Here is a 14273-nt window from a genome sequence, read left to right as displayed (position 1 = left end):
TTCGGACGCAAAGCAGCCGTTGCGCGGCTCATGCGGTGTGCATTCCCGCAAAGAACGCACGCACGACGTGGACGTTGCCGAGCGATGCGGCTCGAAAAGAACTGCAGTCTTTATGCGCGTGCAGCTGCCGCAACGCTCGAGCGCATTGCCTGCCCGTGGTGCGGTGCGCATCGGGTGAGTGACTTGACACATCGCCCCAGCGCAAGGTTTGACATGCGCGGCGCTGGCGCAACGGCCCCATGCAGCGGGGGCGAAGAAACGGCATAAAAAAACGCGGCCTTGGCCGCGCTTCTTTCCGGATGCCGCATGCGAGTAACTTACGCCTCGGCAAGCCCCAGCAACGTGTCGGCCTGTTCGCGCCAGCTCGGCAGGCGGGCGATGACGCCAACCTTGGTCAGGTACTCTTCGTCCACGCTTTCGCCGCTGGCCAATGCCGTGGCGACATGCACGGCACCGGTGACCCAGAAGCTGCGCATGCTGGAACGCAGCGGATGGCGATGGAAAGCCACCGCTTCGATGATGGGCATCGGCAAGCCCCACAGACCGAGCAGGTAGGCGCCGGCTTCGGTGTGACCCAGGCGTTCGTCGCCGCCTTCGGCCGGCGGTTCGCGCTCATCGCGCACGCCCGGCAGCAGCAGGCCGATATCGGCCAGCAATGCAGCGGTGGAACCGAGTTCTGCGCTGGTCGGCGGAAGCACCTTGGCCGCCAGGCGCGAGGAGAGCAGGGCGCGGCGCTGCATCGCATTGCGCTCGGCCGGTGTGAGCGTCTGGACCGAAAACACTTCGCTGGCCAGCACCAGGTCGCGCAGCGTCGCCACGCCCAGGCGGGTCACCGCCGTGCGCAGGTCGGTGATGCTGCGGCCACCGGAAAAGAACGCCGAATTGCACAATTGCAGCACTTTCGCCGCGATCGCCGGGTCGCCGGCGATCAGCTTGGCGATATCGGCCGCATCGGCGCCGTCGTCCTCTTCCAGCGCATGCATCAGGCTCAGGTACAAATGCGGAGGCGAGGGGAGCTTTTCGATCCGCCCAATCGCCGCGCGCAGGCGCGGATTGCTGAGCAGCTCGCGTAGTTCTTCCAGGCTGGTGACCGCTTCGAGCAGCACTTCGGGTGCCAGCGGCATCGGCAAGAAGCGATGCGCCACGCCGATGATGCGGGCCGGCGGCGTGCGCTGGCCGCCTTGCGCATCGATCAGCGCGATACGAATGGTGTCCGGGCGCAGCGTGCGGATTTGCCCCAGCAAGGTGGCCGCAGTCAGGTCCGGCAGCACCGGCGCAACGATGACGGCGTCGAACGGCGACAGCGCGGCAGCTTCGATCGCCGAATTGCCATCGGCCACCTGCTGCGCCTGCCACTGGTCGCCCAGGTCGGCGACGTAGGCGACAAGGTCGGACGGAAGACTGGCTTCGTCCCCAACAAACAGAATACGCAAGACACTTCCCCAGAAGTCACCGGTGACAGACACCGGCCAAACGCTTTCGGCAATGTACCCAATCTGCCGACTGCGGTCACCGGGATCACGCCAGAAGCGTGATCCCGATCGCCCCCTACACGCAGGGCAGCATCACCATCGATGGATCAGGGTGCGTCGGAATTGTAGCGTTCCACCGCCTCGGTCAGGATGCGCTTGGCCTCGGCCGCGCCGCCCCAGCCATCCAGCTTGACCCACTTGCCCTTCTCCAAGTCCTTGTAATGCTCGAAGAAGTGGCCGATGCGCTCCATCCAGTGGCTGGACACCTGGTTGATGTCTTCGATGTGCGCGTAACCGGAGAAGATCTTCTCGATCGGCACAGCCAGGATCTTTTCGTCGCTGCCGGCCTCGTCGCTCATGCGCAGCACGCCCACCGGACGGCAGCGCACCACCGAACCCGGCACCAAAGGCAACGGCAGCACCACCAGCACGTCGGCCGGGTCGCCATCGCCGCACAGGGTGTTGGGTACGTAGCCATAGTTGCAGGGATAACGCATCGGGGTCGACAGGATGCGGTCGACGAAGATCGCCCCGCTGGCCTTGTCGACTTCGTACTTGACCGGCTCGGAATCCTTGGGGATCTCGATGACGACGTTGATTTCTTCCGGCAGGTTCTTGCCAGAGGTGACCAGTTCAAGGCCCATGCGGGTAGCTCCGAGGCGTCAGCAGTGTGTGGAGCGCGATTCTACGCGTTCGGCTGTTGCGCTGCAGCGACACTGAATGGGCAATCTCCTGACCGCTGCGTGCGGCATAGCCCGTGTTCATCACGGGTGGCTGGCTGATCGTCGCGGCCCGGCCGGCGGCGCACGCTGCAGGCTCATCCACCGCATAGGAAGTGCCCATGTCCAGGCTTGCGCGTTTGCTCGTTCTCTTGCTGCTGTCCCTTACCGCCCAGGTCGCCGTCGCCGGCACGCCTCCACCCACCTATGTGGATGCGGTGGACTGGCCCGCCAATGGCGAGGGCTGGGAGGCGTTCATCGATCTGGAGCAGCGGCTGGACCGCGATTTCGACAATATCTGCGGCGACACCTTTTGTGGCGGCGACTTCAGCGACTACCAGCCGCTGCGCTTCCGCTGCTCGGTGCATCGCGTCACCGGCGTGGTGCGGAGCTGCATCTGGACCTTCGGCGCCAGTGAGGTCAGCGTCGACCCGCGCAGCGGTTACCTGCGGTCGGACAGCCGGGTGTGGCGCTGCACGGCACCGTTGAAGGCCGGTACCCGCCTGGATGAGATGTATCGCACGCTTGCGGTGGCCAATCCGCTGTTCAAGCCACTGCCGGGCGGCGCACCGCCGATCTATGACGGTTTGATCGGCTGCCTGTGATTGTTCGCCGGCGCGGGGCGGGCTTGCCGGCACAGGCCAGCCCCTTCTGCCTGGGGCGCCCATCTTCGCATCGACGACGGGCGCCGCCAGCAGGTGCCGGCGTGATGCCGATCCTGAGCTGGTAAGGGCAAATGACCCGGCCAGGCGACGTCCTTGGTGGCCCGGTTCCCATGCCCCAGCGTTGCCGCTTGCGGCAGTGACCGGTTTCGGCCTGCCGCGACTCGTCTAGTCGGTCGGCTGCTGCCCGTCGTCATGACCGCAGGCCACGCGACCTGCGGTCATTGCAGCGTTACAGAGCGTTACAGCAGGGGCACGAGCAATAACGCCACGATGTTGATGATCTTGATCAACGGGTTGATCGCCGGCCCCGCGGTGTCTTTATACGGGTCACCGACCGTGTCGCCGGTAATCGCAGCCTTGTGCGCCTCGCTGCCCTTCCCGCCGAAGTGGCCGTCCTCGATGTATTTCTTGGCGTTGTCCCACGCGCCGCCGCCCGTGGTCATCGAAATCGCCAGGAACAAGCCAGTGACGATCGTGCCGATTAACAAGCCACCCAACGCACGCGGCCCCAGTAGCAACCCGACAACGATCGGAACCACCACCGGCAGCAGCGAAGGCACGATCATTTCGCCAATCGCCGAGCGGGTCAGCATGTCGACGGCGCGGTCGTACTGCGGCTTGGCGGTGCCGGCCATGTTGCCGGGAAGTTCGCGGAACTGGCGGCGCACTTCTTCCACCACGGCGCCCGCGGCGCGGCCGACCGCTTCCATCGCCATCGCGCCGAAGAGATACGGAATCAGCCCGCCAATCAGTAGCCCGATGATCACCGTGTGGTCGGATAGATCGAAGGCGTACACCTGGCCGGGATTGGCCGCCTGCAGGTTGTGCGTGTAGTCGGCAAACAGCACCAATGCAGCCAGCGCCGCCGATCCGATCGCGTAGCCCTTGGTGACTGCCTTGGTGGTGTTGCCTACCGCATCCAGCGGGTCGGTAATGTTGCGGACCTCGGGCGGGAGCTCGGCCATCTCGGCGATGCCGCCAGCGTTATCGGTAATCGGCCCATATGCATCCAGCGCAACGATCATGCCGGCCATCGACAGCATGGCCGTTGCTGCAATCGCAATGCCATACAAGCCGCCGAAATGAAACGCACCCCAGATCGCTGCGCAGACCGCGATCACCGGCAGCGCGGTAGATTTCATCGAAATACCGAGGCCTGCGATGATGTTGGTGCCGTGTCCGGTGGTGCTGGCCGATGCAACATGCTGCACCGGGGTGTAGTGCGTGCCGGTGTAGTACTCGGTAATCCACACGATCAGGCCGGTGAGCACCAAGCCGATCAATGCGCAGGCGTACAACGCCGCGGCGCCGTGGGTGTTGTCGCGCATCAGCGATTGGGTGATGGGCCAGTAGGCCAATGCCGCCAGTACGCCCGATACGATCACGCCTTTGTACAGCGCACCCATGATCGAACCGCCGTCCTTGACCTTGACGAAGGCCGCGCCCACGATCGAAGCAATGATCGATACCCCGCCGAGCACCAATGGATAGAGCACGGCATGCGAGCCGGTTTCGGCTAGCGTCAGGCTGCCGAGCAGCATCGTGGCGATCACGGTGACTGCGTAGGTTTCGAACAGATCTGCGGCCATGCCGGCGCAGTCGCCCACGTTGTCGCCGACATTGTCGGCAATCACCGCCGGGTTGCGTGGATCGTCCTCGGGAATACCGGCCTCGACCTTGCCGACAAGATCGGCGCCCACGTCCGCACCCTTGGTGAAAATGCCGCCACCCAGGCGCGCGAAGATCGAGATCAACGACGACCCGAACGCCAACCCCACGAGTGCGTGCAGGTTTTGCTCCAGTGGCAGCCCCATGCCTTGCAGCACGGCAAAGTAGCCGGCCACGCCAAGCAGCCCGAGGCCGACCACCAGCATGCCGGTGATCGCGCCGCCGCGAAACGCCACGTCCATCGCCTTGCCGATGCCATGCCGCGCGGCTTCGGCAGTGCGGACATTGGCACGTACCGAGACGTTCATGCCGATGTAGCCGGCTAACCCGGACAACACGGCACCCAATGCAAAGCCGATCGCGGTGTACCAACTCAGGAACAGCCCGACCAACACGAACAGCACTGCCCCAGCAACCGAAATGGTGAGGTATTGCCGGTTGAGATAGGCGCGCGCGCCTTCCTGGATCGCGGCGGCGATCTCCTGCATGCGTGCATTGCCGCTCGGCTGCGCGACCACCCAGCGCGCCGACACGATTCCATGGACGATTGCCAAGACCGCACAACCCAGCGCAAGCCACAACCCGTAGTGTTCCAGCATGACCCCTCCCAAGAGAATGGATGTCGTCCGGTCGGGACGAACCAAGGGCGATGCACACACCGAGTGGATTGACGAATACGGACTCGACGGCCGCCGGGCCGTAATGCGCGTCGCGAATGTTCAGGTGGCCGGATCGCGACCGAGTATGCGCCGCGCCTGGCATGGCGACCAGCATTACAGCTTTGGCGCGTCGTTCAGTTGCGGCATGACAGCCTGCGGCCAACGCGATTCGGTCGACCCAGGAGTGTCCATGTCCCACCATGCCGCGCAAAAATATGCCGCGATGCTCGCGACGCTGTTGCTGACGAGCCAAGCGTTTGCAGCCGATCCCACGCCCGAACTCAAGCCGCGCGCACCCGGCACCGCGCAAGCGGTCGGCGCCGTGCACACCTTGCGTCAGATCCCGGAAGCCTGCGCACGTCTGGAAGGCGTATTTACCGGAAATGCTGCACAGCCGTATACATTGTCGGTAGTCCGCAGCAGCCCCACCTGCCAGCCGCGTGCACGGTTCGTGGATTTCGCCAAGGCCGCGCCCAGTGTTGCCTCGGGCTGGATCTTCAACGATGTGATCCGCGTACCGAGCGCAGCCTGCCCGTCACAGCAAGCGGTCGTGCGCGTATGGCGCAAGCCGGTGGATGCGAAACCGCAACTCGATGGACAAGGCCAGTCGCGCATCTACTTGGAAGACGCCAAGCAGCAAGCCGCTGCCGGCAAGATTCCGCAGGTACCCATGTTCGCTGCGCAGATGACGGTGGAAGGCAAGGCGTGTCAGTAAGTCAGATGTTGCTCTGCATCCGCAACAACGAACCCCGGCCAGGCCGGGGTTCGTTTTCAGTACATGCACAAGTGGATCAGCAGTACATGCACAGGTGGATCAGTTACTTCGACAATCGCCTAGACCACGCGCTTTCATGATCCTGTCGTATGACCCACGCCTTCGGCGTCACATCCGTTAGTGCGCAGGCCACGCGTGTAAGTCGCCCGATCTGCCGCCACCTCGGCGGAGCGTTGAACATCGCTGTGCATCCCACGCGGCTTCGATCTCACCCCTCCCAAGCCGGCAGCTTCTTGGCCACCGCCACGTTCTTCAACGTCACATACTTCGGCAAGCCATCGCTGCCGTAGGCAAGCGGGGCTTCGCCCTTGATCAACGGGGCGAAATAGCGGCGGGCGCGTTCGGTGATGCCGAAGCCGTCCTTGCGCAGGAAGCTGGGCGGCATCTTCTTTTCGTGGTTGGCCACCTTGTGCAGGGGCGCGGGCACGATCTTCCAGCGGTATGGTGCGTCGCTGACGCGTTCGATCACCGGGATCACGGCGTTCATGCCCTTGAGTGCGTATTGCACGGCGGCCTTGCCGACCGCTTGCGCCTGTTCCCAGTCTGTCTTCGATGCGAGATGGCGCGCGGAGCGCTGCAGGTAATCGGGCAGCGTCCAGTGCACCTTGTAGCCGAGCTCCTGCTTGACCTGCGCGGCCAGGAACGCGGCCACGCCGCCGAGCTGCGCGTGGCCGAACGAGTCGGCCGCACCGCCGGCATCGGCGACGAACTTGCCGTGCGCGTCCTGGATGCCCTCGCTGGCCACCACCACGCACCAGCCGACCTTGTCCACCACCTGCTTCACCTTGGCCAGGAATGCAGTCTGATCAAAGGCGCGTTCGGGCAGCAGGATGATCTGCGGGGCGTCGTCCGGATCTTGCCCGGCCAGGCCTGCCGCTGCGGCCAGCCAACCGGCATGGCGGCCCATCGCCTCATAGATGAAGACCTTGGTGGAGGTGTCGGCCATGGCGGCGACATCCAGTGCGGCCTCGCGTACCGACACCGCGGTGTACTTGGCGGCCGAACCGAAGCCGGGGCAGGTATCGGTCACCGCCAGATCGTTGTCGATGGTCTTGGGCACGCCGATGCAGTGCAGTGGGTAGCCATAGGCCTTGGCCAGTTGCGAGACCTTCCAGGCGGTGTCGGCCGAGTCGTTGCCGCCGTTGTAGAGGAACCAGCGGACGTCGTGCGCGCGCAGCACCTCGAGCAGACGCTCGTACTTGGTGCTGTCTTCTTCCAGCGATTTGAGCTTGTAGCGGCACGAGCCGAATGCACCGCCGGGCGTCTGCGCCAGGGCGGCAATGGCGGCGGCGGACTCTTTGGAGGTGTCGATCAACTCCTCGCGCAAGGCGCCCAGGATGCCGTTGCGTGCGGCCAGCACCTTGATCTTGCGCGCGCGCGCTTCGGCGATGACGCCGGCTGCGGTGGCGTTGATGACGGCGGTGACGCCGCCGGATTGGGCATAGAGCAGGTTGCCAGTGGTCATAGGGGGACAGACTCCTCACATGGGAACATGGCGCAGGGGGACAGTGCCGGGACATTCCCCGGATGCGGTAAGCTGCACGACCATACGGTCAGCGCCGGCGAAGACGTGAGTCTAACGCCGCCCACCGCAACGCGTTTTTATTCGAAAGTGGAGTCCACTGATGCGATTGGTTCTATTGGGACCGCCCGGTTCGGGCAAGGGCACCCAGGCGACACGTCTCAAAGACACGTTTGATATTCCGCACATTTCCACCGGCGACCTGTTGCGCGCCGAAGTGGCCGCTGGCTCGCCGCTGGGGTTGAAGGCCAAGGAAGTGATGGCACGCGGCGACCTGGTGTCCGACGACATCCTGCTCGGCATGCTCGAGGCGCGCCTCGGCCAGGCCGATGTGGCCAAGGGTTTCATCCTGGATGGCTACCCGCGCAATGTGGCCCAGGCCAATGCGCTGGACGAGCTGCTCGGCAAGATCGGTCAGCCGCTGGATGCCGTGGTGCAGCTGGATGTGGCCAGCGAGCTGCTGGTCGAGCGCATCGCCGGTCGTGCCAAGGCCGAAGGCCGCGAAGACGACAACCCGGAGTCGGTGCGCAAGCGTCTGCAGGTCTATACCGATTCCACCGCACCGGTCATCGGCTTCTACGAGCAGCGCGGCAAGTTGGCGCGCGTGGACGGCGTGGGTTCGCTGGACGAAGTGCTGGAGCGCATCAGCAAGGCGCTCGGCCGCTGAGTCGGCAATGGGCGGCCGGGCGCAAGGCCCGGCCGTGGGCAGGCGCGGCGCCTGGCGGCGTTGCGTTCTGGCCATGATCGCCCGGACGGTGCCCCAAAAGAAAAACCCCGGACGTACAAGACGCCCGGGGCAGAATAACGCCAGTAGTAGGCTTGCTCAGAGCCCCGACAGCATGAGCTCCCTGGGGATTTGGCCTCTTGGGGAGTAGGACCAAAGGGATGCTGCGACTGGCGTTCAGCATAGTGAGGGATGTGATCGGGTTCGCACATCGGGAAATTCCCGACAGTACGGTAGGAAATTCCCGACACTTGGGCTTGCATTGGATCGGAATGTCCGGCAACTGCGACGATCGGCGACAATGGGCGGCATGAGCAAACTCCACATTCTCGGCATCGCCGGAACTTTCATGGGCGGTGTCGCCGCCCTGGCGCGTGAGCTGGGCTGGCAGGTGGAGGGCAGCGACCAGGCCATCTATCCACCGATGTCCACACAGCTGGAAACGCTGGGCATTGCGCTGGCGCAGGGCTATGCGCCGTCCAATATTTCGCCGGACGCGACTGAAGTTGTGGTCGGCAATGCCCTGTCGCGCGGCAACGCGGCGGTGGAGGCGGTACTGGATGCCGGCCGCCCGTATACCTCCGGCGCGCAATGGCTGGCCGAGCAGGTGCTGCCCGGCCGCGACACGCTGGCCGTGGCCGGCACCCACGGCAAGACCACTACCACCACCATCCTGAGCTACCTGCTGGAGGCGGCCGGGCGCGCGCCGGGGTTTCTGATCGGTGGCGTGGCCGAAGATTTCGGCGTGTCGGCGCGACTGGGCCAGGGGCGCGAATTCGTGGTGGAAGCCGACGAATACGACACTGCCTTTTTCGACAAGCGCAGCAAGTTCGTGCACTACCGGCCGTTGGTGGCAATCCTCAATAACCTGGAATACGACCACGCCGACATCTTCCCGGACGTGGCGGCCATCCAGCGTCAGTTCCACCATCTGGTGCGCACGGTGCCCGCGCGCGGTCGCCTGATCGTCAACGGCGAAGACGCGCATGTGGCCGAGGTGCTGGCGATGGGATGCTGGACGCCGGTGGAGCGGTTCGGGTTCGATACGTCGCTGGACTGGAGCGCGCGGTTGATCGCGGCCGATGGCAGCGCGTTTGCGGTGCTGCATCGTGGCGTGGAAATCGGCCAGGTGCGGTGGCCGCTGGTGGGGCGGCATAACGTCCTGAACGGGTTGGCGGCGCTGGCGGCAGTCAGAGCGGTAGGTGTGGACCCGGCGACAGTGATGCCGGCATTGGCGCAGTTCCAGAGCGTCAAGCGGCGATTGGAAGTCATCGGTAGCGCGCGCGCGATCACCGTGTACGACGACTTTGCGCACCACCCCACCGCCATCGCGACGACGTTGCAGGGGCTGCGTGCGAAGGTCGGTGCGGCGCGTGTTGTGGTGGCCATGGAGCCGCGCAGCAATTCGATGCGGCTGGGCGCGCATGCGCAGGCGCTGGCGCCGTCGTTGCACGATGCCGATGCAGTGGTGTTTCTGCATCGGCCGGAGCTGGCCTGGGACGCGGCACCGATCATTGCGCAGGTACGCGGCCAGGCACGCGTGGTGCAGGACGTGGATGCCCTGCTGCGCGCGCTGGGCGAGATTGCCCAGCCCGGCGACCATGTGGTGTTCATGTCCAACGGTGGCTTCGACGGTGCGCCGCGTCGCTTCCTGGCGCAGTTGTCCTGATGGTGCCGCTCATGCCTGCCGGCGAGACCAGCCCCCTGCCGCTGTTTCCGTTGCACAGCGTGTTGCTGCCCGGTGCGGCGATGGGCTTGCGCGTGTTCGAGCGACGCTATCTGGATCTGGTACGCGAGAGCGGCCGCAACGGCACCAGCTTCGGTGTCTGCCTGATTCTGGACGGCACCGAGGTTGGTGCGCCGGCAACGCCGGCTGCCTTCGGCACCGAGGTGCGTATCGAAGATTTCGATGTCGGGGCCGATGGCGTGCTGGTGCTGCGCTTGCGCGGTACGCGCCGCTTCCGTGTGCAGCGTTCGCGTATCCGCGACAACGGCCTGGTCGTCGGCCAGGTGAGCTGGTGCGAGCCCGACAGCGACGACGAATTGCGTCCCGAGCACAGCTTGCTGGCCACGGTGCTCGAGCGGATGCTCGAACAGGTGGGGGGTGAATTCGCTTCGGTGGGGCCGGGTTTGCTGGATCAAGCCGCCTGGGTCGGCTGGCGGTTGGCCGAGCTGTTGCCGCTGACCGAACAACAGCGTCTGTCCTTGCTGCAGCAGGACGATCCGCATCGGCGGCTGGATCAATTGCTCGCGTGGATGCCATAACGCGCCGACGCAATGGCGCAGGCGAGCCCATCACTGCACTTGCACCCATACAACGGCACACTCGCACCGCTTGAGTGCGCTGTCGATGGCAGCCACGCACTGGATGCGTGCACTGGCCGCACTCGCTATCGATCCACGGGAGTGAGCCTTGATCATCGATGTCAAACCGCGTGTAGCGGATGTGTTCAACCAGGTCTGGCGGACCCTGGCGGTGCTGTTCGTATGGGATGTGTTGATCACGATCATCTACTACGTGCTGCCGTTCCGCGCGCCGGCGTTGCCGCTGACCATCTTCGGCTCGGCGTTGGCGTTATTCCTGGGTTTTCGGGCCAATTCGACCTACCAACGCTGGTGGGAAGGGCGTGTGCTGTGGGGCCAGATGATCAACGCATCGCGCAACCTGGTGCGTTTGAGCGTGAGCATTCTGTCCGCGCCGGAAGCCGCAGCGCTCGGGCGCACGACCGCGCTACGCCAGATCGCCTACGTCAATACCTTGTGCTGCCAGTTGCGTCGATTGCCGGTTGCCACGGCATTGCAGCCGCGTCTGGACGCCGATGAGGTGACCACGGTGATCACCCGCACCAATGTGGCCAACGGCTTGCTCGACATCACCGGCCGCAGCGTGGAGCAGGCGCGGCGCGATGGCTGGATCGATAGCATCCAGCAGGCCAGCGTGGAGCGCATTCTGGTGGATATCGCCAACGCGCAGGGCGGCATGGAGCGCCTGAAAAATACCCCGTTGCCGTACCAATACCGTTTTTATCCGACGCTGTTTACGCGGCTGTTCTGCGTGCTGCTGCCGATCGGTCTGGTGGAGACGCTGCAATACGCCACGCCGGTCGGTTCGACCGTGGCTGGTTTGATGTTTTTGGCAGTGCTCAAGATCGGCGATGAGCTGGTGGACCCATTCGCCAACACCATCCACGACCTGCCGCTGGACAGCATGTGCCGCACGGTGGAAATCGATGCGCTGCAGGCGATTGGCGAACAGGCACCGGAGCCGATGCAGCCGGTGGATGGCGTGTTGTGGTGAGATATCGTGCGCTGGTTCAACGCGGCGTTTGCATATCCGAACGGCGCTGATCCCCGGTGCCCCAGTCGCTTTGAAAGGAGATTGAACGGCGCAGACAGTTGCAGAGCTGATGATCTGCGGCTTGGCTGCAGGGCCCTTGCCCCCCACCATCGCGGGACACGCTGCAAGGGCGTCCTTGCAAGCTCTTACGCGGCATCCATGCCGCGTACGGTCCCGCGACGGTGAGCGGGCAAGGACCAGTGAGATGGTGGGTGCGCAGAGTGTTCAAGCGATAGCAACCATGCGACGCAAGTAACCAGGCGGCGCACTGTTCTTTGCTCTTTGGTAGATCACCGACAACGTCCTGGTGCAGTGTCCTCGCCGCTTGCGGAACCGTGGGCGGCATGGATGCCGCCATCGAGCCCCCATGGATGGGTTCACGGCATGTCCCGCAAGCGGCGAGGGCACCGCGCGCTCGGCTAGCCAAGCGTTCACCCTGAAAATTCAGCAGCCTCAAGACGGCGCCAGCACGTCACCATCGAGACAGGGTTCAACGGCCGTTGCTGACATCCCACACCGACACGACCGCGCGATCGCCTGTTGCCTGATCGATCAACGGCGCCGTTGTGGCGGATCTGATACGGCAGGCTTGGACGCAGTGGTTTCCGTCTGCGGTGCAGCTTTGTCCTCGCCACGCACCGCACTGCCCGAGGTGCTGTCGATCAGGATCACCGGCACCTGCGAGCGACGACGCTGTTCCATGCGATGGGGTAGCGGGCCGAGCGCCTCGCGCAACGCGCTCAATGCAGGATCGACGCCGCGCAGCGGATACCACAGCCCGATCAGGCTGAAATGGCGGCTGTAGCGCAAGGTCTGGGTGCTGCCCACCCACAGCGGTTGTGCATCCGGCTGCAGGTGTGCGGCCGCCGGCCACAAGCGCAGCACATGCACGTGGCCGGGCGCGGCGCGGCGCACCATCAACAGGGCTTCGACCTGGGTATCCAGCGTGGCCGGGAGAATCGGTACTTCGTCCGGGCGGCCGCTGACATCGAGCAAGTGCAGCGCCTGTTCCCAGCCAGCCTGCGGCTGGACCCGCCAGCCGCGCGCCTGAAGCTGGCGCTGCAGCGGGGCGAGCGGGCCGGCCAATTGGACGTCCAGCGGCCAACGCTGATCGTCGTCGAATTCGTTGCGGCGTGCCGGCAGCAGGCGCCATTGGTCTTCCCACCACGCGTTTGCGGGCAACTCCATCAATGCCGGCGGCGGTGGTTCGAACTTGGCTAGCTTGATGTCGAGGTTGCGCGGCGCAAAATAAATTGCGCAGCTCACGAACACCCCGTAGAAGATCCACGACACCGGCTTGACCCAGAACGCGCGCGTGGCACGGCGGCGATAGGCAATGCCCAGCACCAGCAGCCAGAAGATGCCGAACAACATGCCGCCGATAACATCGCTGAGCCAGTGCGCACCGAGGTACAAACGTGCAAAACCGATCAGCGACACGATGGCGCCGCTGACCAGATACGGCCACACGCGGCGGCGGCCAGGCAACTCGCGTGCGATCAACAGCGCAAAAAACCCGAAGGCGATCGTGGCCATGGTGACCGCAACCGACGGAAAGCCGAAACCGCTGCTGGCCGCAGGCGGGCGCACTACCTGGACGGTGGCGCCAAGCAGCTGCGTGAGCGCCAGGCCGAAGGCCAGCGCGATCACCCAATGGGCCACGGCCATCCAGCGACGGCGCCAAGCCAGATAGCCCATCGCGGCGGCAATGGCCGGCAACAGCACCTGCCAGTCGCCCAACGAGGCCAGCGCCACCATCGGGTAGTCGGCCAAGGGGTTGCGCAGCGCCAGCATCAGGTCGTGCACGGCCAGGTCCACGCGCAGCGGCTCGCCATGCGCCAGCACCACCATCAGCAGCACAAACCAGCCCCAACCGAGCAGCAAGAGCATCAAGGCCATCATGGCCAGCGGCACCGATTCGCGACGGCGCGGATCGAAGACGCCGACCGACCAATTCCCCAGGACCGGATGCCGGTGCGACCACTCCAGCAGGCGCGCCAGCAAGGCATCCAGGTGACCGGCCGACCAGCGGTACGAATACAGCACCACCGCCCAGGCAAGCCCGATCACCGCCGCCAGCAATGCAACCACCACAAATAGCCGCCCGGCCACCGCGGCCACTGCGTCGTAGGCCGTGCCCAGCACCCAGCCAGGCACCAGGAACAACAACGCCCACGACACGCAGGCCAGGCCGCTGGCGACCAGATACCGTTTGAAGGGCATGTGCGACATGCCGGCAATCGCCGGCACGAACGGGCGCACTGCACCCACGTAGCGCGCAATCAGGATGCTCTTGAAGGCATTGCGCCGGAACAGCAGCTCGCCGCGCTCCAGCAATTGCGGGTAACGCCGGAATGGCCAGTAGGTGTGCAACTGATGGCCCCAGCGATGGCCGACCCAGAAGCTCAACGCATCGCCAACGAAGGCGCCCAGGGTGGCGCATACCACCGCATAGGGGCCGTTGATCTGCCCGAGCCCGATGAGCACGCCAATGGCGAACAGCAACGGCAACGCGGGCACGATGGCGCCCAGCACGATCACCGCATCACAAAATGCGATGCCAAAGATCACCAAGCCAGCCAAGGTGGGGTGGTGTCCGATCCACTCCAGCGTGGCGTCGATCCATGAGTTCATCCCTGAATTATAGGTGGGCGCGGCGGTGCCTGACCTGCATCGTCCTCACATCGGGGGATCGGCTTCACCTGAGGTTGCAGCCCTGCAGCTGCCGCACG

At 64.9% G+C, this 14273-nt stretch carries 11 protein-coding genes; 6 read left to right on the top strand and 5 right to left on the bottom strand.

From position 1 onward, the window contains the following. Positions 1–317: 317 nt before the first annotated feature. Both ACCQ03_RS17205 and ppa read right to left on the bottom strand, forming a co-directional pair. Positions 318–1466 carry an HDOD domain-containing protein gene (locus ACCQ03_RS17205; RefSeq protein WP_017156829.1) on the bottom strand — a complete coding sequence of 383 codons (1149 nt, stop codon included), beginning with the start codon at positions 1464–1466 and terminating at the stop codon, positions 318–320. 113 nt (positions 1467–1579) lie between these two features. Then, positions 1580–2116: an inorganic diphosphatase gene (gene ppa, locus ACCQ03_RS17200; protein WP_017156830.1), complete on the bottom strand. Its 537-nt coding sequence runs from the start codon at positions 2114–2116 to the stop codon at positions 1580–1582. A 197-nt stretch (positions 2117–2313) separates the two neighbouring features. On the opposite strand from ppa, the gene ACCQ03_RS17195 reads away from it, so the two are divergent. Next, positions 2314–2796 (top strand): hypothetical protein, encoded by a 483-nt coding sequence (locus ACCQ03_RS17195; RefSeq protein ID WP_057679816.1) that lies wholly within the window; start codon positions 2314–2316, stop codon positions 2794–2796. Positions 2797–3095: 299 nt separating this feature from the next. Here ACCQ03_RS17195 and ACCQ03_RS17190 read toward each other — a convergent pair whose 3' ends face one another. Further along, on the bottom strand, positions 3096–5123 hold the full coding sequence (locus ACCQ03_RS17190) for a sodium-translocating pyrophosphatase (protein WP_209225816.1): 2028 nt from the start codon (positions 5121–5123) through the stop codon (positions 3096–3098). A gap of 250 nt (positions 5124–5373) precedes the next feature. Between ACCQ03_RS17190 and ACCQ03_RS17185 the strand changes: the two genes are divergently transcribed. Next, positions 5374–5898: a hypothetical protein gene (locus tag ACCQ03_RS17185; protein WP_011348509.1), complete on the top strand. Its 525-nt coding sequence runs from the start codon at positions 5374–5376 to the stop codon at positions 5896–5898. A 268-nt stretch (positions 5899–6166) separates the two neighbouring features. On the opposite strand, the gene ACCQ03_RS17180 is transcribed toward ACCQ03_RS17185, so the two are convergent. Next, positions 6167–7423, bottom strand: coding sequence for a 6-phosphofructokinase (locus ACCQ03_RS17180; RefSeq protein ID WP_057679818.1), 1257 nt, complete (start codon positions 7421–7423; stop codon positions 6167–6169). Positions 7424–7583: 160 nt separating this feature from the next. Between ACCQ03_RS17180 and ACCQ03_RS17175 the strand changes: the two genes are divergently transcribed. The 4 genes from ACCQ03_RS17175 to ACCQ03_RS17160 all read left to right on the top strand — a co-directional run bounded on the left by ACCQ03_RS17175 (position 7584) and on the right by ACCQ03_RS17160 (position 11502). After that, a complete protein-coding gene (locus tag ACCQ03_RS17175) occupies positions 7584–8147 on the top strand; it encodes an adenylate kinase (protein ID WP_003483308.1) in 564 nt (187 codons plus the stop codon). 358 nt (positions 8148–8505) lie between these two features. After that, on the top strand, positions 8506–9873 hold the full coding sequence (gene mpl, locus ACCQ03_RS17170) for a UDP-N-acetylmuramate:L-alanyl-gamma-D-glutamyl-meso-diaminopimelate ligase (RefSeq protein WP_170922378.1): 1368 nt from the start codon (positions 8506–8508) through the stop codon (positions 9871–9873). Continuing rightward, on the top strand, positions 9873–10469 hold the full coding sequence (locus tag ACCQ03_RS17165) for an LON peptidase substrate-binding domain-containing protein (RefSeq protein ID WP_057679819.1): 597 nt from the start codon (positions 9873–9875) through the stop codon (positions 10467–10469). The genes mpl and ACCQ03_RS17165 overlap by 1 nt, the downstream gene beginning before the upstream one ends. A 148-nt stretch (positions 10470–10617) precedes the next feature. Beyond that, positions 10618–11502, top strand: coding sequence for a bestrophin family protein (locus ACCQ03_RS17160; RefSeq protein ID WP_209225818.1), 885 nt, complete (start codon positions 10618–10620; stop codon positions 11500–11502). Positions 11503–12093: 591 nt separating this feature from the next. Here the strand turns inward: ACCQ03_RS17160 and ACCQ03_RS17155 are convergent. Next, positions 12094–14175, bottom strand: coding sequence for a bifunctional DedA family/phosphatase PAP2 family protein (locus ACCQ03_RS17155; RefSeq protein ID WP_209225820.1), 2082 nt, complete (start codon positions 14173–14175; stop codon positions 12094–12096). Positions 14176–14273: the final 98 nt, after the last annotated feature.

This window comes from Xanthomonas sp. NCPPB 3569, assembly GCF_041475645.2.
GTDB classification, from domain to species: Bacteria; Pseudomonadota; Gammaproteobacteria; order Xanthomonadales; family Xanthomonadaceae; genus Xanthomonas; species Xanthomonas phaseoli.
This window is presented reverse-complemented; position numbering and strand designations above follow the sequence as displayed.

Coding starts and splice junctions, on each gene's coding strand:
- ppa (WP_017156830.1), bottom strand. CDS start 2,116: ATGGGCCTTGAACTGGTCACCTCTGGCAAGAACCTGCCGGAAGAAATC.
- ACCQ03_RS17195 (WP_057679816.1), top strand. CDS start 2,314: ATGTCCAGGCTTGCGCGTTTGCTCGTTCTCTTGCTGCTGTCCCTTACC.
- ACCQ03_RS17190 (WP_209225816.1), bottom strand. CDS start 5,123: ATGCTGGAACACTACGGGTTGTGGCTTGCGCTGGGTTGTGCGGTCTTG.
- ACCQ03_RS17185 (WP_011348509.1), top strand. CDS start 5,374: ATGTCCCACCATGCCGCGCAAAAATATGCCGCGATGCTCGCGACGCTG.
- ACCQ03_RS17180 (WP_057679818.1), bottom strand. CDS start 7,423: ATGACCACTGGCAACCTGCTCTATGCCCAATCCGGCGGCGTCACCGCC.
- ACCQ03_RS17175 (WP_003483308.1), top strand. CDS start 7,584: ATGCGATTGGTTCTATTGGGACCGCCCGGTTCGGGCAAGGGCACCCAG.
- mpl (WP_170922378.1), top strand. CDS start 8,506: ATGGGCGGCATGAGCAAACTCCACATTCTCGGCATCGCCGGAACTTTC.
- ACCQ03_RS17165 (WP_057679819.1), top strand. CDS start 9,873: ATGGTGCCGCTCATGCCTGCCGGCGAGACCAGCCCCCTGCCGCTGTTT.
- ACCQ03_RS17155 (WP_209225820.1), bottom strand. CDS start 14,175: ATGAACTCATGGATCGACGCCACGCTGGAGTGGATCGGACACCACCCC.